This is a genomic window from Rhizobium sp. NZLR8, assembly GCF_019685025.1.
GTDB lineage: Bacteria > Pseudomonadota > Alphaproteobacteria > Rhizobiales > Rhizobiaceae > Rhizobium.
The window spans coordinates 129,705-147,598 of record NZ_JABDVY010000016.1 but is presented as its reverse complement, the minus strand read 5'-3'; the positions used below and the strand labels follow the sequence as shown (position 1 = coordinate 147,598).

15 protein-coding genes and 2 pseudogenes are annotated in these 17,894 nt (G+C 57.3%); 12 read left to right on the top strand and 5 right to left on the bottom strand.

Going from position 1 to position 17,894, the window contains the following annotated elements:
• Nucleotides 1–14 precede the first annotated feature (14 nt).
• Entirely contained in the window at nucleotides 15–1,001 is a 987-nt protein-coding gene (locus tag HJB89_RS27660) for a molybdopterin-dependent oxidoreductase (RefSeq protein ID WP_041936697.1), read from the top strand.
• A 653-nt stretch (nucleotides 1,002–1,654) separates the two neighbouring features.
• On the opposite strand, the gene HJB89_RS27655 is transcribed toward HJB89_RS27660, so the two are convergent.
• The 5 genes from HJB89_RS27655 to HJB89_RS27635 all read right to left on the bottom strand — a co-directional run bounded on the left by HJB89_RS27655 (nucleotide 1,655) and on the right by HJB89_RS27635 (nucleotide 7,303).
• Nucleotides 1,655–2,638 carry a sugar-binding transcriptional regulator gene (locus HJB89_RS27655; RefSeq protein ID WP_011654705.1) on the bottom strand — a complete coding sequence of 328 codons (984 nt, stop codon included), beginning with the start codon at nucleotides 2,636–2,638 and terminating at the stop codon, nucleotides 1,655–1,657.
• Nucleotides 2,639–2,819: 181 nt separating this feature from the next.
• The gene (locus HJB89_RS27650) at nucleotides 2,820–3,776 is read right to left on the bottom strand and encodes a carbohydrate kinase (RefSeq protein ID WP_011654706.1); all 957 of its coding nucleotides are present in this window, start codon (nucleotides 3,774–3,776) and stop codon (nucleotides 2,820–2,822) included.
• Nucleotides 3,777–3,780: 4 nt separating this feature from the next.
• Nucleotides 3,781–4,575 carry an alpha/beta fold hydrolase gene (locus HJB89_RS27645; protein ID WP_011654707.1) on the bottom strand — a complete coding sequence of 265 codons (795 nt, stop codon included), beginning with the start codon at nucleotides 4,573–4,575 and terminating at the stop codon, nucleotides 3,781–3,783.
• A complete protein-coding gene (locus HJB89_RS27640) occupies nucleotides 4,572–4,808 on the bottom strand; it encodes a lipoyl domain-containing protein (protein ID WP_011654708.1) in 237 nt (78 codons plus the stop codon). Before HJB89_RS27640 ends, HJB89_RS27645 begins: the two co-directional genes overlap by 4 nt.
• Before the next feature lie 29 nt (nucleotides 4,809–4,837).
• On the bottom strand, nucleotides 4,838–7,303 hold the full coding sequence (locus HJB89_RS27635; protein WP_041936699.1) for a thiamine pyrophosphate-dependent enzyme: 2,466 nt from the start codon (nucleotides 7,301–7,303) through the stop codon (nucleotides 4,838–4,840).
• Between the two features lie 325 nt (nucleotides 7,304–7,628).
• Between HJB89_RS27635 and HJB89_RS27630 the strand changes: the two genes are divergently transcribed.
• The 11 genes and pseudogenes from HJB89_RS27630 (at nucleotide 7,629) to HJB89_RS27580 (ending at nucleotide 17,807) form a co-directional block, all read left to right on the top strand.
• Complete coding sequence (locus tag HJB89_RS27630; RefSeq protein ID WP_011654710.1) at nucleotides 7,629–8,474, top strand: sugar phosphate isomerase/epimerase; 846 nt, start codon at nucleotides 7,629–7,631, stop codon at nucleotides 8,472–8,474.
• A gap of 78 nt (nucleotides 8,475–8,552) precedes the next feature.
• Nucleotides 8,553–9,551 carry a substrate-binding domain-containing protein gene (locus HJB89_RS27625; RefSeq protein WP_011654711.1) on the top strand — a complete coding sequence of 333 codons (999 nt, stop codon included), beginning with the start codon at nucleotides 8,553–8,555 and terminating at the stop codon, nucleotides 9,549–9,551.
• A gap of 82 nt (nucleotides 9,552–9,633) precedes the next feature.
• Nucleotides 9,634–11,118: a sugar ABC transporter ATP-binding protein gene (locus tag HJB89_RS27620; protein ID WP_011654712.1), complete on the top strand. Its 1,485-nt coding sequence runs from the start codon at nucleotides 9,634–9,636 to the stop codon at nucleotides 11,116–11,118.
• Nucleotides 11,111–12,100, top strand: a complete 990-nt coding sequence (locus HJB89_RS27615) for an ABC transporter permease (protein WP_011654713.1) — start codon at nucleotides 11,111–11,113, stop codon at nucleotides 12,098–12,100. The genes HJB89_RS27620 and HJB89_RS27615 overlap by 8 nt, the downstream gene beginning before the upstream one ends.
• Before the next feature lie 13 nt (nucleotides 12,101–12,113).
• The gene (locus tag HJB89_RS27610; RefSeq protein ID WP_011654714.1) at nucleotides 12,114–13,172 is read left to right on the top strand and encodes an ABC transporter permease; all 1,059 of its coding nucleotides are present in this window, start codon (nucleotides 12,114–12,116) and stop codon (nucleotides 13,170–13,172) included.
• A 161-nt stretch (nucleotides 13,173–13,333) separates the two neighbouring features.
• Nucleotides 13,334–13,513, top strand: a pseudogene (locus tag HJB89_RS27605) (transaldolase family protein); the annotation flags it as partial.
• Nucleotides 13,514–13,745: 232 nt separating this feature from the next.
• Nucleotides 13,746–14,201: an RbsD/FucU family protein gene (locus HJB89_RS27600; protein WP_011654715.1), complete on the top strand. Its 456-nt coding sequence runs from the start codon at nucleotides 13,746–13,748 to the stop codon at nucleotides 14,199–14,201.
• 42 nt (nucleotides 14,202–14,243) lie between these two features.
• A pseudogene (locus HJB89_RS27595) lies at nucleotides 14,244–14,411 on the top strand (PfkB family carbohydrate kinase); the annotation flags it as partial.
• On the top strand, nucleotides 14,408–15,283 hold the full coding sequence (locus HJB89_RS27590; RefSeq protein WP_003560016.1) for a carbohydrate ABC transporter permease: 876 nt from the start codon (nucleotides 14,408–14,410) through the stop codon (nucleotides 15,281–15,283). The pseudogene HJB89_RS27595 and the gene HJB89_RS27590, both read left to right, overlap by 4 nt.
• Nucleotides 15,280–16,308: a carbohydrate ABC transporter permease gene (locus HJB89_RS27585; protein WP_011654716.1), complete on the top strand. Its 1,029-nt coding sequence runs from the start codon at nucleotides 15,280–15,282 to the stop codon at nucleotides 16,306–16,308. Before HJB89_RS27590 ends, HJB89_RS27585 begins: the two co-directional genes overlap by 4 nt.
• A 44-nt stretch (nucleotides 16,309–16,352) precedes the next feature.
• The gene (locus HJB89_RS27580; RefSeq protein WP_011654717.1) at nucleotides 16,353–17,807 is read left to right on the top strand and encodes an extracellular solute-binding protein; all 1,455 of its coding nucleotides are present in this window, start codon (nucleotides 16,353–16,355) and stop codon (nucleotides 17,805–17,807) included.
• Nucleotides 17,808–17,894 lie beyond the last annotated feature (87 nt).

Sequence of the window (17,894 nt, the reverse complement as noted above, 5' to 3'; positions counted from 1 at the left end):
CCGGAGTAAAGGTGATGGCGCGGACGGGTATGCACATGACCAAGAAGGGTTTCTCCTTCCAGGGCCCTGCCGACGGCGTTCATGCCCTTAAATCGTGGATCACCCCTGAAGATGATCTTTTTCTGGTGACGCATATGGGGTTCCTGGAGATCGACCCCGAGCATTGGCATTTGGATGTGGATGGCCTCGTCGGCAACCCGACGAGATTGCATCTGTCTGACCTCCAAGCAATGCCACAGCGCGAGTACATGTCGTTTCACGAATGCGCTGGAAGTCCGCTTGCGCCGACAGTGGCTAAACGCAGGATCGGAAATGTGGTTTGGAAAGGCGTGCCGCTGTCGCTTGTTCTGGAACGTGCAAAGATCAGCACCGATGCGTCATATGTATGGACTTCCGGCCTCGAGTGGGGCGAATACGCCGAAATTGAAGAAGCCTATCAAAAAGACCTGCCTATCGAGAAAGCACTCGCGGAAGAGGTTCTTCTTGCACTTGAGATCAACGGCCGGCCGCTCACTCCGGAGCGTGGAGGTCCGGTTCGACTGGTTGTGCCGGGTTGGTATGGCACGAATTCCGTAAAGTGGGTTGGTTCCATCACGGCCGCGAACCGGCGCGCAAGCGGCGCCTATACGACGCGGTTCTATAATGACCCCACCGCGTCGGGAACGAAGCCGGTTTGGGACGTGACCCCGGAGTCCGTTATCGTATCGCCGTCCCCAAATGATCTGCTGTCAGCGGACATGCCAACGAAAATATGGGGCTGGGCTTGGGGAGATTGCCAGATCTCTAGCGTCGAGGTCAGCGTGGACGGTGGAGGCTCATGGCGGACTGCCTCAGTAGGGCCGCGCGAGGGAAGAAGTTGGCAGCGGTTCGAGTTGACTTGGTCGCCGGAGCCAGGCCCCCACGTCCTGTTATGTCGCTGCAAAAACGAGCTTGGGGAAGAACAGCCGGTATCTGATGCGAGAAACGCGGTGCACTCGGTTCAAGTTCAAGTTGATTTCTAGTGCCCCGCTTCTACAGCAATCAGGAGGTGACACGGCACCACGATTTTTCCGATGCAACCGATGCCGATCTCGCCATCTATCGCGGAGAGATCTCTTCGGTTGTCCAACTCCTCATCGCACCCACGATTGCAAGCTTGGCGATTGGAAATCGGCACGCCTTCTGGGTTAGCGCTGCGACCCGTTCTCAAGCGAGCCCAGGCACGAAAAACTAAGGTCCACATGAACATTTAGGAGAAGTGCGTTCCGGCTCGTTGAGTCCTGCTTCAGAAAGATCGCTTTTCATGCGGGCGGAGTGCCGAACCCACTTCGACTCCTAAGCGATCGAAGCACGCATCATCTTGTCGTTCAGTGTTTGGGCCAAGTCGGCCGAGAGGCAGCCGAACCTACAGGCCGCGGACCAGATCTCGCCCGGCGCCAGGATGGGGACATTGTTTTCCTGCTTTTCCTTTAAGATAACCCTCGATCCCCGAGGCGCACGGCAGCGCCAGGCCCGGTGCGTTTTGGTCCGGGGTGCAGGACATCAGCGCACGGCCCTCGGCAGCTCGGCCATCCGGAAGCCCATATGGTCGGCCACGCCGTCACGGTGGTTTTGGAGCGATTCGGCCCAGCCGTCGTTCTTGGCGGCGAACTGGAAAAAACGGCGACGAAAATTATCAATCAACCCTCGGACTTCTGAGCAAGCTGAGCATCTGACGCGCAGCGCTTTCATCAGTCACCAAAGTATTGCAGCCGATTCGCCTGATAGCTGCCAAGATTGCGGCGGCTCGTTGTTCTCCCCCCGATGCGATAACCACGTGCCGTGCGCGTCTCACTGTATCGAGATCGACTGACATCACCCGATCGTTTACCGGATGGTCCACCGTGCGGCCGTCTCGATCAAGAAAATTGCACAGAACATCGCACATTGCTCCCTTGCCGATGAGCGTCTCCAACTCCTCTGGCGCAAGAGATGCGACCGACAGCGATGTTGAATGGGTGCCGATATCGCCGACGCTCACCAGTGCAATGTCCAGATCGGCGGACAGCTTCATGATCCGATTCAAGCCGCACTTTTCGATTAGGCGTTCTTTGGTGTCGGGAGAGTCAACCAGCAGCGGCGCCATCAAAAGAAAACATTGCGCCCCGAGTTGATTGGCGAGCTGCCAGGTAAAATCGATCGGGTTTTCATGCTGGGCTTCCACTGTACCTCCAAGCAGAGACACAATTTTTACCCCTTCGCGCCGCAGCGGGCGAAAACTCGAAAGCGCGGCACTGAGTGTTCGTCCCCAGCCAACCCCGATCGTCGCGTTGTTGGGAATGGTGTCGGAAAGAAACTGACCCAGCGCTTGCCCAACGGCCCGGGCCGTTCCGTCGACATCTTTCGCCGGCGGCGTGACGATCACTTCGTCGAGATTGAGCGCGGCTTCCAGCTCAGATGCCAGCTCCAACTCGCTTGCGGCCTGCTTCACCCAAATCTGGATTTCGCCCCGCTTCAGCGCCTCATCGAGGAGCTTAACGATTGTGCTGCGGCTGACCCCCAGTTTTGCGGCGACTTCGTTTTGGGTAAGTTTCTGATTGTAATAAAGAAAAGCTGCCTTCAACCTGAGGCTTTCAGCGTCCAGCAAGCTGGTGGGGGGCATCCTTGTCAGTTTTGTCATCCAATCCGCCCCTCCGAAAGTGTCGGCAGCCCATAATTCTACCAACTTGGATAATCGTTGCGCCCACGATGCGAACGGCGCCCAAATCCGTTCGCAGATCTTCGAGTAAAGCATCTCTAGACGTGGCGATTCACCCTTAACTGGCGCGGCTAACCTCCGCAATAGCTTGCGGTGCTTGGCGTCACATTTGACTGCTCTCGTCGTATCCAGCCACGATGATTTCTCTGCGCCACGGCGGGTCACTTCCGCGGTGCTCGCAGGCAAGACTTGCAACATGTGCGGCAAACTCGAGAGCTTTGCGAGCCCGGTCACCCGTCAAGGCACCGATGCTATCGCGATGCAAGTCGCCGCTCTGCTGGAGATGGGTGAGAAAGCCTGCAATGAGTGCGTCTCCGGCTCCAACGGTATCAACAACCCTTGCAGGGCGTGCTGGAACTTCAACGACTCTGCCACCCGCAAGATAAACCGTTGCGCCGCCCGCACCCCGGCTGACGAGGACGATCTTGGCCCGGTTTGAAAGCCAACTCTCCGCTGCTGAATGCGGCCCAACACCCGGCTGCATGAATCCGAGATCCGTCACCGACAGCTTTACGATATCAGCCATACCGCAGAGGCGATTGAGACGCTGGCGATATGCCTCTGGATCCTGCGCCAGACCGGGCCGGCAGTTTGGATCGATTGAGAGCACGCGCTTACCCTGTTCGTTCTCGAACAGCGACTCGCAAGCGCTCGAGACAGGGGGGTGAATCAACGTGACCGAACCGATGTGCAGGACGTCAACCTCGGTGCCCAAAGATGGTGCCCCTTTCAGCGTCCAGTGCCGTGCCGCACTGCCGCTGTCATAGAACGCGTACTCAGGCTCGTCGTCGCCCAGACGCACAAAAGCCAACGTCGTGTCGAAAGGCAGGCGGGTTGCATAGCGAAGATCAATCCCCGCTTCGTTGAATTGCTGAACCAGCATGGCGCCAAAAAAATCCTCGGACAGCCCTCCCATGAATCCGACTTTCCCGCCTAACCTGCCAATCGCTGTCGCGATGTTGCAGCAGGATCCACCACAGACAGGGATGTAGCCACTGCCACCTTCCGGGAGCGCGACCGGCAAGAAGTCAATCAAGGCATCACCGCAGACAACGATCATGAACTCATCCCCCCAATTCCAATACGGCACTCTTCAGAAATTCACAAAGATGCCGGCTTACGGCTCTGCTTGCCTCAACGTGAGGAAGATGCCCGGTATCCGGCAGAGTCAGCACTTGAGCGTTGAACCTCGACAGTCTCGGACGGTCGATCGGATTTATCGTGTCTTCCTCTCCCCAAATGACGATCCGCGGAACTCTGCTGACGGCTATGGAGGCCACATGGGGTTCAATCGAGGTCTCGACATGGCTTAACTCCGAAGCCAGGGCTCTAAGAGCGGCACGAATGCCCGGTCGTTCCAGGTGATCGAGGAGCCGTTGAGCGATCGGTGGCGTTATCAGGCGCGGGCGCGAGACCAAACGCTGAAGTAGCGCCAACGCAGAGCCCAACTCGTTAAGTTCAGGCAGTTCGCTCAGAAATTCTCGACCGACCTCTTTGCCCAGACCAGCCGGTGCGATCAGGCCAAGGCCGGCGACCAAATCCGGTCGGCGGGCTGCCAGTTCGATGGCGATTGCGCCGCCCAGTGAATGCCCCACCACTACAAAGCGATCGTTCTGTCGCGCGAGTGCGTCAATCAGTTCATCGGCCATCTCCGAGATTTTCATGCCATTCCTGCCAGGCGGTTGACCGCCATGCGCAGGCAGGTCGCAGCTAAAAACCGCAAACGACTGCATGAGCGCGTCCTGATTGGCTATCCAGCTCATTCGATCAGCTCCGAACCCGTGGAGAAGCAGAAGGTTCGGCCCCGACCCACCCAAGCGGAAGACTGGAAGCGGTAAGTTTGCGGTCGCGTTTGTCATGTCTCGATGATCCCAAGCGTGGAGCCCACTGCCGCAAGCTCGTCTGCGGGAATCAGGATTTTCTTCAGAATGCCTGTCGCTGGGGCTTCGATTTCCATGGTGACCTTGGGTGTCGTGATCAGGACGAGTTGTTCACCTTCGGTGACCATGTCGCCTTCCGTCTTGAACCACTCGTCGATCTGGGCCTCGTCGATTTCGTTTCCGAGATTCGGCATGATGATCGGGATATCCATATGTGTTCCTCGCTCAAAAATGTGTTGGTTCACAGACCGAGACGGGCAAGTTCCCGATCGTCCCAGTCACGTATGCTGCGGCGGTTGCTGCGCTGGCCTGGAAACAACTCGCTGGTGATGACATCAATGATGTCATCTTTCTGGGGAAAGTAGGTTGATTCCATCTCAGCGCCGGGCACGATCCAATTCGGAGAGCCGATTACACGAGGCGCGGCGTGAAGAGTTTCATAGCCGAATCGCGTAATGTTTGCGGCGAGCGTCATCAGGAAGCTGCCGCGCTCCGAGGCCTCCGATACCAGTACGATGCGTCCGGTTTTCCTTATCGAGGCAAGCACGGGTTCATAGTTAAATGGAACAAGCGAACGCGCATCAATCACTTCGACCGAGATGCCGAAGGTGCTTTCGAGTTCTTCAGCAGCAGCGAGCGCGGAGTAAAGCGAAGGTCCCACCGTCAGAATTGTGACGTCTTCTCCAGCGCGCTTACAATCGGGTTCACCAATGGGAAGTTGGTAGTAGCCGGTCGGCACGCCTTCATTGCGGAACTCTTCCACGGTGTCGTAGAGGCGCTGGCTTTCAAAGAAAACCACCGGATCGTTGCCTGACAATGCGGAAGCCAACAGGCCTTTCGCATCATACGGCGTTGCCGGATATACAACTTTGAGGCCTGGAATATGGGCGCATAATGCCGTCCAGTCTTGACTATGCTGGGCGCCGTACTTCGAACCGATCGAGCAACGCAAAACGACGGGAACCTTCAGCTCACCTCCGGACATCGATTGCCATTTTGCCATCTGATTGAAGACTTCGTCGCCCGCCCGGCCTAGAAAGTCGCCATACATCAGTTCCACCAGCGCGCGGCCGCCCTCGAGCGCAAAGCCGACCGCCGTCGCAACGATCGCAGCTTCGGAGATCGGTGAATTGAACAACCGATCATGCGGTAGGATTTCGGCAAGCCCCCGGTAAACGCCGAATGCGCCACCCCATTCCCGGCATTCTTCCCCATAGGCGACAAGACTGCCGTCGTGCGTCATGTGGTGCAAGACGGACTCGAACAACGCGTCACGCAATGTGATAGCCCGCATGGGTGACAGCTTGGCTCCGTCCTCGGCAAAGCCGTATCGACTTTTCTTCGCGTCCTGACGGATCCGGCTCACCTCGTCGACAGGCTTGAGGAGCGAAACTTCTTGCGAGGGCAGCTCTATGTTGGTGTTCGAGAACATGAGCTTGCCGATCAGCGTTGGATCTGCATGAATATCAACGGGAGGAGTAAGTGCCGGATCGACCGCGATCGCAGTAATCGAGCGCATGCGATCCGTTGTCTGTTCGCGCAGTTCGGCGACCTGGCCAGCGGTCACAATCCCGGCCTCCTGAAGGCGATTGGAGAACAGAATGATAGGATCGTGCTGTTCCCACGCCTGCATCTCGTCCTTCGTCCGATATGAGTTGATATCTGTTGTTGAATGACCCGAGCTGCGGTAACATTCTACGTCCAGCAAGGCGGGCCCGCGGCCTTGAACCAAAAGCTCGCGCTTGCGTGCGACGGCGTCAGCAACGGCGAGCGGATTTGTTCCGTCGACGGTTTCCGCGTGTATGGCTTGCTGGTTGACCGCCAGCCCTATGCGAGACAGGCGGTCCCATCCCATTGTTTCGCCGATGGTCTGACCGCCCATCGCATAAAAGTTGTTGGTGAAGAAAAACAGGACCGGCAAACCTCCTTTGAAAGCATCTGCCCACAGCGTCTCGAATTGTGCCATAGCGGCGAAATTCATAGCTTCCCAGACGGGCCCGCAGCCAGTAGAGCCATCGCCCGCGTTGGCCACAGTGATGCCGCTGGCCCCCGCAAGCTTCTTTCGCAATGCGGCCCCCGTGGCTATTCCGGCGGACGCGCCGACAATTGCGTTGTTCGGATAAGTCCCAAAAGGCGGGAAGAAGGCATGCATCGACCCGCCCATGCCTCGGTTGAAACCGGTTGAGCGCATGAAGATCTCTGAAAGCAGGCCGAGCAGTAGAAAATTCTCCGCGGTCTCGCTTGTTTTCGGACCCTGCAGCGAGGTCTCCACGGTCCTGAGAAGCGTACCACGCTCATGGCTCTCCATAATCAGACGCAAGGCATCATCTGGGAGCTTTCGGATCGCAGAAAGGCCCTTCGCGATGAACTCGCCATGGCTGCGATGACTGCCGAAAATATGGTCATCCGGCTCGAGTGAGGCTGCCGCTCCGACGGCAGCAGCCTCTTGCCCGATCGAAAGGTGAGCCGGCCCTTTGTAGTTAAACTCAATGCCGCAATATGCTCCCTTTCCCTTTAGCGAAGCCAAAATCGTCTCAAATTCGCGTATGATAATCATATCGCGCAGAATTTGCAGCAATCCCTCGTCGCCATACCGGGCACGTTCCGCCTCGATATTCTCATCGTACGCGTGGATAGGAATTGAGGGTGCTTTCAACGTACTGCGCACCTTGAAGGTCCTGGGGTCGATGTGGATTTCCTTGGGCATTCTGACCTCCGATGGGATTTGCCGGGGTCACAATCCCCTTAGCCACTAGACATATATCGTCACAACAAATGTATTTCAAGAAAGATTTTTGTGTTAGGTTCTTTTTAAGCGATGATCGTACAAATGCGACGGAACGGCAATTTGTGGCGTGGCATGGTGTTGGAGCCTGTAAACAAATGTGTTTCACAAGCTATATTTGTGTTGACCTTTGCAAATTTTTCGATGACTATTCCCATAATGATCAGCGGTGAAGAGATGTCGCGCTGACGCTGTCTGGTCCAGCGTTCTCGTTGGCTCTGCAGCGGATTACGGGAGGATAAATGCAATGGCAAAATTTGGAATGCACTTCAGTCTGTGGGCGCCCGAGTGGACGACAGAGGCGGCCAACGCCGCTATCCCTGAGGCGGCGCGATACGGGCTGGAAATAATCGAGATCCCTTTGTTCGAGCCGGCCAAAATCGATCTGGATCACGCAAAGTCGATAATCCGAGATCATGGTCTTCAGGCAACCGCGTCGCTTTGCCTGCCCGAAGACAAGATGGCTCACCTGGCTCCGGAAGCCTGTACGCAATATCTGTTTCAAGTTCTCGACGCCGCTCACCACATTGGGTGCTCCATGCTGACTGGCGTCACCTACTCGGCGCTCGGCTACAAGACCGGTGTTCCCCCAACAAGTAGCGAGTACGAAGCGGTGGTTCGGGCACTGAAGCCGGTAGCCCGGCGCGCTGCTGGACTCGGCATGACGTTCGGTGTCGAACCTTGCACACGCTTCGACACCCACATTCTCAATACGGCCGCGCAAGGAATATGGCTGCTTGAGCAAATCGATGAACCGAATACCTTCGTCCACCTCGACACCTATCACATGAACGTAGAGGAGAGTGGTTTCGACGACGGCATCCGCCAGGCCGCGGGACGCTCGCCCTATATCCACCTTTCCGAAAGTCATCGCGGTGTCCCAGGCACCGGTACCGTAGATTGGGAACTGGTCTTCCGGACATTGCGCGACACCGGATTCGATGGCGATCTTGTCATTGAGAGCTTTGTCTCGGTACCGCCACAGCTTGCTGCGGCACTCTGCATGTGGCGGCCGGCCGCGCCCAATGCTGGCGCTGTACTTGATCAAGGGCTGCCGTATTTGCGCGGCTTGGCGACACGCTACGGCCTCTGAGGCGACATCTGGCGGCGACGGGCCGCAGACGCAATTCCGAAAATCTAGAGTCTACAACGCTCACAGGAGGAGAAGAGCATGAAACGTCGTGACATTTTGAAGTTTTCTTTGGCCGCAGGCGTGGCATGGCTGATTGCCACGCCAAACCTCGCGATGGCGGCCGACCCAGTCATGGTGACTGTTGTCAAGATTGCCGGCATCCCGTACTTCGGTGCCCTTGAGCGCGGCCTGCAGGAGGCAGGGAAGCAATTCAACATCGACGTTTCCATGACCGGTCCGGCAAACATCGACCCGGCTCAGCAGGTCAAGCTGCTGGAAGATCTGATCGCCAAAAAGGTGGACGTGATCGGCCTTGTGCCCCTGGACGTCAAGGCCTGCGAGCCTGTGCTCAAGCGGGCTCAGGCAGCAGGCATCAAGGTTATTGTCCACGAGGGGCCGGAACAGGAGGGCCGCGACTGGGACGTCGAACTCATTGACTCGACCAAGTTCGGCGAAGTTCAAATGCAGAGCCTCGCCAAGGAAATGGGCGAGGAAGGGGACTATGTCGTCTATGTCGGCACCCTGACTACCCCGCTGCACAACAAGTGGGCCGACGCGGCCATCGCCTATCAAAAGGCACATTATCCCAAGATGAACCTCGTGGCCGATCGCTTCCCTGGCGCCGACGAAATCGACAGCGCCTACCGCACGACCATCGACGTGCTGAAGGCCTATCCGAAGCTCAAGGGTATTCTCGCGTTTGGCTCGAACGGTCCGATCGCCGCCGGCAACGCCGTGAAGGAAAAGCACCTGAGCAAGCGGGTTGCCGTCATAGGCACGGTGCTGCCGTCGCAGGCCAAGGACCTGATCATGGACGGCGTCATTCGGGAAGGTTTCATGTGGAACCCGAGAGAAGCTGGCTCTGCGATGGTTGCCGTCGCCAGATTGGTCCTCGACGGAACGAAAATCGAGGACGGGATGGATGTTCCCGGCCTCGGCAAGGCTACGGTGGATGTTCCCGGAAAGCTCATCAAGGTCGACAAGATCACCCACATCAACAAAGAAACCGTGGATGGCCTGATCGCCCAAGGTCTGTAGCCGTCCTTGCAGGAAATACCGCAGGCGGGTCCGCGCTCGCCTGCGGCAGGACAGATGCCAGCGACTAAGGGTAAAGCCCACTATGACCACATTCCTTGAATTGACCCATGTCTCCAAGCATTTCGGCGGAGTTCGTGCGCTTCGAGATGTCGATCTGTCGCTGGAGGCCGGCGAAGTTCACTGTCTTGTTGGCGAAAATGGTTCGGGCAAATCCACCCTGATCAAGATTATTGCTGGCGTGCAGGCGCCCGATCCAGGTGGTAGCATCGTTCTGGAGGGTCGCGAACATGCGCGTTTGGACCCCATTCTTTCCACCAAGAGTGGCATCCAGGTTATCTATCAGGATCTCTCCCTCTTCCCCAATATGTCCGTGGCGGAGAACATCGCCATCGGCAGCCACATGGGCTTGCCTCGGCTCGCGAATTGGAACCGCATAAATGACATTGCGGCGAAAGCCATGGCCCGCATCAACGTCAATCTCGACCTGGAGACGATGGTGTCGGACCTCTCTATCGCAAACCGGCAACTGGTTGCGATTTGCCGCGCCATGGCCGCCGACGCAAAGCTGGTCATCATGGACGAGCCCACCGCCTCGTTGACCCGGCATGAGGTGGATTCTCTGCTGCGTGTCGTCAACGACCTTAAGAGCAGAGACATTTGCACGGTGTTCGTATCCCACCGTCTCGATGAAGTAATGGAGATAGCCGAGCGCGTAACGGTTCTGCGTGACGGCGGTAAGGTGGGGACCTTCGATGCCAGCGAGATCACTTCACGGCGGCTCGAGACCTTGATGACCGGTCATGAGTTCCACTATGCGCCTCCGCGGCCCGGAGGCGAGGCTGCGGAGGTTGTGCTGGCGGTTCGAAACCTGTCTCGACCAGGCCACTACGAGGATATCAGCTTCGACATTCGCAAAGGAGAGATCGTCGGCCTTACCGGGCTTTTGGGCTCCGGACGGACAGAACTCGCACTCAGCATCTTCGGTATGAATCCACCGTCCCGCGGCACGATTGAAGTCTCCGGAAAGCCGCTGATAGCCAGCTCCAATCGTGTCGCAATAGCCAGCGGCGTGGCTTACGTCCCGGAAGACAGGTTGATGCTCGGCCTGGCGCTGGGGCAGCCCATTTCTGCAAACATCCTCGCGACGGTCCTCGACAGCTTGGCCGGCAAATTCGGCCTCATCAACCCCGCCAAACGTGTAGCCGCAGCCGATGATTGGATCGTTCGCCTGAACACGAAAGTGTCCGACCTCGAAAATCCCGTCGGAACTCTGTCAGGAGGCAACCAGCAACGGGTAGTGTTGGGCAAGTGGATGGCCACAAAACCCCGCGTGCTGATACTCGATAGCCCAACCGTCGGCGTGGACATCAAGGCCAAGGACGGAATCTATGAGATAGTGCACCGATTGGCGGCAGAAGGCGTCGGGGTACTGCTCATCTCCGACGAAGCCCAGGAGGTCTTCTACCACACCCATCGTGTCCTGGTCATGCGGCAAGGCAGGCTCGTCAGCGAAGTGGATCCGCTTTCGTCGACCGAGAGAAATCTGCAGGAGGAAATCTATGCCTAAGACAATTCAACGCTGGACACGAAGTCACGAATTTTGGCTGCTTGCGGTCGTCATCGTATTGTCCCTGTTCCTCACGGCAGCGACGGACAGTTTTCTGACGCTGCAAAACCTTTTCGACCTTCTCACCTCCACTTCGTTTGCAGGCATTCTTGCAGCCGGTCTGCTTGTGGTCTTGGTGTTCGGTGGGATCGACATCTCCTTTACTGCCATAGCCAGCGTCGCTCAATATGTGGCTCTCATGATTGCCAAGACCTATCCAATTGGGTGGTTCGGAGTGTTCCTTGTCGCCTGCTGCACTGGTATACTATGTGGGCTATTCAATGCGGCTATTATTCATAAGGTTCGCATCTCTTCGGTTATTGTGACTATATCCACTCTCAATATTTTTTATGGGTTGCTAATATATATCACCCGCGGCGACTATATCACCTCGCTTCCCAGCTATTTCCGCGAAGGGATCTGGTGGTTCGAATTCACCGACAGTAATGGATTTCCTTATGCGATCAATTTCCAGGCGCTGTTGCTAGTGGTCGCATTCTTTATGACCTGGGTCTTGCTCAACAAGACAAACATCGGTCGTCAAATATATGCCATGGGGGGGAATGAGATAGCCGCCGAACGCCTTGGTTTTCATGTCTTCGGCCTGAGGTGCCTTGTCTACGGTTATATGGGGTTCATGGCTGCGATCGCATCAATATCGCAAGCCCAGCTGGCCCAATCGGTTACGCCGACGACGCTCATCGGCAAGGAACTCGAAGTGCTTGCGGCTGTCGTTCTTGGCGGCGCGAGTCTGGCCGGTGGCAACGGCTCCGTGTTTGGCGCCGTACTGGGCGTGATGCTCATCGCAATTTTGCAGAACGGACTGATATTGCTTGGCGTGTCCTCATACTGGAATCAGTTCTTTGTCGGCTGCGTTATTCTGCTTGCGGTCTCGGCGACTGCGCTGTCTCAGCGGCGTCGGCATGCTGGACTCGCGTCCTAGGGAGGAAATTACCATGAAGCCGTCCGCCAATCGATCTCTCATATCCCGTTTCGTTCGAGAGAACGCCACAACGATGACGCTTGCTACCATTTTCATGGCCGTTCTAGCGGTGTTTGGCCTCATTCTCGGCGATCGGCTGCTGAGTGTGGGAACATTTCAGTCGATAGCCTTTCAGACCCCGGAACTTGGCATTCTTGGTCTTGCGATGATGCTTGCGCTCCTTTCCGGCGGGCTGAATTTGTCGATCATTTCGACGGCCAATCTCTGCGCTTTGACGATAGCGTCGGTGTTGCAGTTCACAATTCCGTGGGGCGATGCTGGAAGTGTGCTTTGGCTCACCTGGCAAGTAGGCGCGGTTGCCGCGGGCCTCGCCGTCGCAATTCTGATAGGCCTGTTGAACGGCTTCATCATCGCCTATCTCGGAGTATCCCCCATTCTGGCCACACTGGGGACCATGATCGCCTGCAAAGGTCTTGCCATTGGACTGACGCGTGGAAACGTCTTGTCAGGCTTTTCAGATCCAATCGTTGCGATTGGAAATGGAACCTATCTGGGGGTACCGCTTGCGTTCCTGCTGTTTGTTGCCCTTTGCGTGTTCGTGTCGGTGGTTCTTCGGCGATCATCCTTCGGTCAGAAGGTCTACCTTGTCGGCGCCAACGAGAAAGCTGCCCAGTTCTCGGGCATACATGTCAAACGAGTTTTGCTTTTGACGTATGCCTTATCGGGCGCGCTTGCAGGATGCGGCGGGCTTGTAATGATGGCCCGATTCAATTCTGCCAACGCGTCCTATGGCGAGAGCTTCCTTCTCATCAGCATCCTGGCGGCGGTTCTGGGGGGCATCGATCCATATGGCGGCACCGGAAAAGTATCAGGGTTGTTTGCTGCGTTGCTGCTCTTGCAGCTGATCTCCTCCGCGTTCAATTTGATGAACTTTAGCCAGTTCCTGACAATTGCCATCTGGGGGGCACTTCTGATCGGCGTTTCCGCGCTCCGCTCAGGCACAGGCATATTCGATCGGTTGCACCTCTTCGAATTCTGGAGAGCAAAGAGCGCCGTGTCCGAAAACCCCTGATCCGTTCGTCTTGGAAAGTGGACGGAGGATGCCTTAACGACAGTGGCGCTCAAAAATGTCTGCACCAAACCACGAAGCTGAGCCGGCGTGGAGCACCATCGATGTGTGGAATTGCCGAGCGATTGTCACTTGCCGAATAGATATGAGGAGAAGTTCAGTTCATGGACAAGCTTGCGCAATTGCGTCAAATGACGACGGTAGTCGCCGACACCGCCGACGTTGAAGCCGTCAAGCGCCTCAAGCCAATGGATTGTACCACCAATCCCACCATTGTGCTCCAGGCGCTAAAAACTCCTATCTACGATGAAGATTTTGAGGAAGCATTCGAGTGGGGGAGCAAGGCCTCCGCCGAAGGCGCGCTATACCTTCGCCGCGCTGTGGATGTGAAGAATATCTGGATCCCCTACGGAGATTAAGGGCTCCAACTCTGGTCATGCGGGCGGGAGGAGAACCGCACCGGCAGGCGAGAACGACGGAATTTGAGGGAATCGCAGAGTTGTAACGGACTTGCGGTATGGGCTCGGTTTTGCGGCACGAGGTGCTGCGAAATGGTGCAACTAAGGGAGGATTTTCATGCTGAAAAATATCGATCCGGCTCTGAATGCGGATGTGCTGCACGCGCTTCGATCCATGGGGCATGGCGACACGGTCGTCGTTTCCGACACCAATTTTCCTTCGGATTCCATTGCCCGGCAAACGGTGCTCGGCAAGCTGTTGCGGATAGACAATGTGTCGGCTGCCCGCGCCATCAAAGCTATTCTTTCGGTAATGCCGCTGGATACGCCGCTACAGCCGTCCGCCGGGCGAATGGAAATCATGGGCGCGCCGGACGAGATCCCTCCCGTGCAACAGGAAGTCCAGGCCGTTGTCGACGGCGCCGAGGGCAAACCGGCGCTAATGTATGGCATCGAGCGTTTCGCCTTCTATGAGGAGGCAAAAAAGGCCTATTGCGTCATCACCACGGGCGAAAACCGCTTCTACGGCTGCTTCCTCTTCACCAAAGGCGTCATTCCGCCGGAAACCGTTTGAGGGGAAACGATAATGAAGGTGGGTGTTTCGATCCTCGGGATTTTCGTCGTCGGCTTCTCGGCAGCGCTGTCGCGGGGCGTTACTCCGGTCGAGGCCCTGCGCTTCGGCTGCGCGACCGCCGGTATCGCGGTGACGCGACGGGGTACCGCGCCTGCAATGCCGAAGAACGAGGAAATCGAGGCGCTTCTGCAGAAAGGAGGCGCAGCATGACCCGCAACGATCCGGTCAAACACTTCTTCATCTGGCCGGCGCTGCTGATCGTGCTGGTGATCTCGATCTTCCCGCTGATCTATTCGCTGACCACCAGCTTCATGAGCCTACGGCTCGTGCCGCCGATCCCCGCGCATTTCGTCGGCTTCGGCAACTATGCGGAACTGCTTCAGAACCCTCGCTTCTGGAGTGTCACCTGGACGACGACGATCATCGCTTTTGTTGCGGTGTCGCTGCAGTATGTCATCGGTTTTTCCGTGGCGCTGGCGCTCAGCCGTCGGGTGCCTGGCGAAGGTTTGTTCCGGGTCAGCTTCCTCGTGCCAATGCTGGTGGCGCCCGTCGCCGTTGCACTCATTGCCCGCCAGATCCTCAACCCGACGATGGGCCCTCTCAACGAGTTGATGACCGCCTTCGGCTTTCCCAATCTGCCGTTTCTGACGCAGACCAGATGGGCTATCGGCGCCATCATTTCCGTCGAAGTGTGGCAGTGGACACCCTTCGTCATCCTCATGCTTCTTGCCGGCCTGCAAACCCTGCCGGAGGACGTCTACGAGGCTGCCGCGCTTGAAAATGCCAGCCCCTGGCAGCAGTTCTGGGGGATCACTTTCCCGATGATGCTGCCGATTTCGGTGGCTGTGGTCTTCATCCGCCTCATCGAGAGCTACAAGATCATCGATACGGTGTTCGTGATGACCGGCGGAGGACCTGGCATTTCGACCGAAACGCTCACCTTGTTCGCCTATCAGGAGGGCTTCAAGAAGTTCAACCTCGGCTACACCTCCGCCCTGTCCTTCCTGTTCCTGATCGTCATTACCGTGATCGGGCTCGTCTATCTCGCCATCCTGAAGCCCTATCTGGAGAAGCACAAATGAGCGTGCGTGACCTCAAAGGATCCGGCCGCTGGTGGGCGCTCGCAGGCTGCCTGCTCTGGCTGGCCTTCACCTTCTTCCCGCTTTACTGGGTGGCGATCACCTCGTTCAAATCGCCGCTCGGCGTCGTCGGCGGGCCGACCTATGTTCCATTTGTCGATTTCGACCCGACGTTGACAGCCTGGAGCGAGCTTCTGTCGGGCGCGCGCGGCCAGTTCTATAACACCTTCATCGCCTCGACGATCGTCGGGCTTTCGGCATCGGTGCTGGCCACCTTTATCGGATCAATGGCAGCCTATGCTCTGGTGCGCTTCACCTTCGAGGTCAGGCTGCTGTCCGGCGTGATTTTCGTCGTCGTCGCCTTCGGCGGATATCTGCTTGGCCGCCATGTGCTGGGCTTCGGACAGGCTATCTCGCTAATCTACGCCTTTGTCGCAGCGCTTGCACTGGCCGTCGGCTCCAGCCGGATCAAGCTTCCAGGGCCGGTCCTCGGCAATGACGATATCGTCTTCTGGTTCGTGAGCCAGCGCATGTTTCCGCCGATCGTCGCCGCCTTCGCCTTGTTCCTGATGTATACGGAAATGGGCAAGATGGGCATCAAGCTGGTGGATACCTATACGGGTCTTACCTTCGCCTACGTCGCTTTCTCGCTGCCGATCGTGATCTGGCTGATGCGCGATTTCTTTGCGGCGCTGCCAGTCGAGGTGGAGGAAGCGGCGATGGTCGACAACGTCCCCACATGGAGAATTTTCTTCGGTATCGTCCTGCCCATGTCCAAACCGGGCCTGATCGCTACGTTCATGATCACGCTCGCCTTTGTCTGGAACGAGTTCCTGTTTGCTCTCTTCCTGACCAATTCCAAATGGCAGACACTCCCCATTCTCGTCGCAGGCCAGAACAGCCAACGCGGCGATGAATGGTGGGCGATATCGGCAGCCGCCTTGGTCGCGATCATACCCATGGTCGTCATGGCGGGCATTTTGAGCAGGCTGATGCGGTCCGGCCTGCTTTTAGGAGCAATAAAGTGACCGCTCAACAACCCTAGTCATTGTTCAATTCCGGGGAGGAAAACATGAGAAGATTGCTATTGAGTTCAACGGCTGCGGCACTGCTTGCTGCGGCGGGCACCACATCCGCGCTTGCCTGCGAACCGGATTATACCGGTGTCACGCTCACCGCCACGACGCAGACGGGGCCCTATATCGCCTCTGCGCTGCAACTCGCGGGCAAGGGTTGGGAAGAAAAGACTTGCGGCAAGGTGAACGTCGTTGAATTTCCCTGGTCGGAACTCTATCCGAAGATTGTAACCTCGTTGACCTCGGGCGAAGACACGTTCGACGTGGTCGCCTTCGCACCGGCCTGGGCACCGGACTTTACCGACTATCTCTCGGAAATGCCGAAAGCGATGCAATCGGGTGCCGACTGGGAGGACATTGCCCCGGTTTACCGCGAGCAACTGATGGTCTGGAACGGCAAGGTCCTGTCGCAGACCATGGACGGTGACGCCCATACCTATACCTACCGCATTGATCTGTTTGAAAACGCGGAAAACCAGAGCGCCTTCAAGGCGAAGTATGGCTACGATCTAGCCCCGCCGAAGACATGGAAGCAGTATCTCGACATCGCTGAATTCTTCCAGCAGCCGGATAAGGGCCTCTGGGGCACGGCGGAAGCCTTCCGCCGTGGTGGCCAGCAGTTCTGGTTCCTGTTCAGCCATGTTGCCGGTTACACAAGCCATCCGGATAATCCGGGCGGCATGTTCTTCGATCCGGATACGATGGATGCGCAGGTCAACAATCCGGGCTGGGTTCGCGGCCTTGAGGAATATATCCGCGCTTCGAAGCTGGCGCCGCCGAATGCGTTGAACTTCTCCTTCGGCGAAGTCAATGCCGCCTTTGCGGGCGGACAGGTCGCGGAATCGATCGGCTGGGGCGACACCGGCGTCATCGCCGCCGACCCGAAACAGTCGAAGGTTGCTGGCAATGTCGGTTCGGCATCGCTGCCGGGCTCGGACGAAATCTGGAACTACAAGACCAAGAAGTGGGACAAGCAGGCCGAGGTCGTCCAGACCTCCTTCATGGCCTTCGGTGGCTGGCAGGCGGCTGTTCCGTCGTCCTCCAAGAACCAGGAGGCGGCCTGGAACTATATCCACTTCCTGACGAGCCCGGCGGTTTCCGGTCAGGCGGCGATTACCGGCGGCACAGGCGTCAACCCTTACCGCCTTTCGCATACGACAAATACCAAGTTGTGGTCGAAGATCTTCTCCGAGCGCGAGGCTAAGGAATATCTCGGCGCGCAGAAGGACGCCGTCACAGCGAAAAACACGGCGCTCGATATGCGCCTGCCGGGCTACTTCTCCTACACGGAAATTCTCGAGATCGAGCTTTCCAAGGCATTGGCCGGAGAAGTGACGCCCCAGCAGGCGCTGGATACCGTGGCTGACGGATGGAACAAGCTTACGGACGAGTTCGGCCGTGACAAACAACGGGCAGCTTATCGCTCGTCGATGGGCCTGCCTGCGAAGTAGGCCGTCTTCAATAAATCCCATCCCGGCTCTGCGGGGTGGGATCAGCATCGTTGGTAGAGGAAGGGACCATCGCCGCTTCGGGTAGGC

Excerpts from the sequence above, each read along its gene's own strand:
- HJB89_RS27660 (WP_041936697.1), top strand. The coding sequence starts at position 15 with ATGGCGCGGACGGGTATGCACATGACCAAGAAGGGTTTCTCCTTCCAG.
- HJB89_RS27655 (WP_011654705.1), bottom strand. The coding sequence starts at position 2,638 with ATGACAAAACTGACAAGGATGCCCCCCACCAGCTTGCTGGACGCTGAA.
- HJB89_RS27650 (WP_011654706.1), bottom strand. The coding sequence starts at position 3,776 with ATGATCGTTGTCTGCGGTGATGCCTTGATTGACTTCTTGCCGGTCGCG.
- HJB89_RS27645 (WP_011654707.1), bottom strand. The coding sequence starts at position 4,575 with ATGACAAACGCGACCGCAAACTTACCGCTTCCAGTCTTCCGCTTGGGT.
- HJB89_RS27640 (WP_011654708.1), bottom strand. The coding sequence starts at position 4,808 with ATGGATATCCCGATCATCATGCCGAATCTCGGAAACGAAATCGACGAG.
- HJB89_RS27635 (WP_041936699.1), bottom strand. The coding sequence starts at position 7,303 with ATGCCCAAGGAAATCCACATCGACCCCAGGACCTTCAAGGTGCGCAGT.
- HJB89_RS27630 (WP_011654710.1), top strand. The coding sequence starts at position 7,629 with ATGGCAAAATTTGGAATGCACTTCAGTCTGTGGGCGCCCGAGTGGACG.
- HJB89_RS27625 (WP_011654711.1), top strand. The coding sequence starts at position 8,553 with ATGAAACGTCGTGACATTTTGAAGTTTTCTTTGGCCGCAGGCGTGGCA.
- HJB89_RS27620 (WP_011654712.1), top strand. The coding sequence starts at position 9,634 with ATGACCACATTCCTTGAATTGACCCATGTCTCCAAGCATTTCGGCGGA.
- HJB89_RS27615 (WP_011654713.1), top strand. The coding sequence starts at position 11,111 with ATGCCTAAGACAATTCAACGCTGGACACGAAGTCACGAATTTTGGCTG.
- HJB89_RS27610 (WP_011654714.1), top strand. The coding sequence starts at position 12,114 with ATGAAGCCGTCCGCCAATCGATCTCTCATATCCCGTTTCGTTCGAGAG.
- HJB89_RS27600 (WP_011654715.1), top strand. The coding sequence starts at position 13,746 with ATGCTGAAAAATATCGATCCGGCTCTGAATGCGGATGTGCTGCACGCG.
- HJB89_RS27590 (WP_003560016.1), top strand. The coding sequence starts at position 14,408 with ATGACCCGCAACGATCCGGTCAAACACTTCTTCATCTGGCCGGCGCTG.
- HJB89_RS27585 (WP_011654716.1), top strand. The coding sequence starts at position 15,280 with ATGAGCGTGCGTGACCTCAAAGGATCCGGCCGCTGGTGGGCGCTCGCA.
- HJB89_RS27580 (WP_011654717.1), top strand. The coding sequence starts at position 16,353 with ATGAGAAGATTGCTATTGAGTTCAACGGCTGCGGCACTGCTTGCTGCG.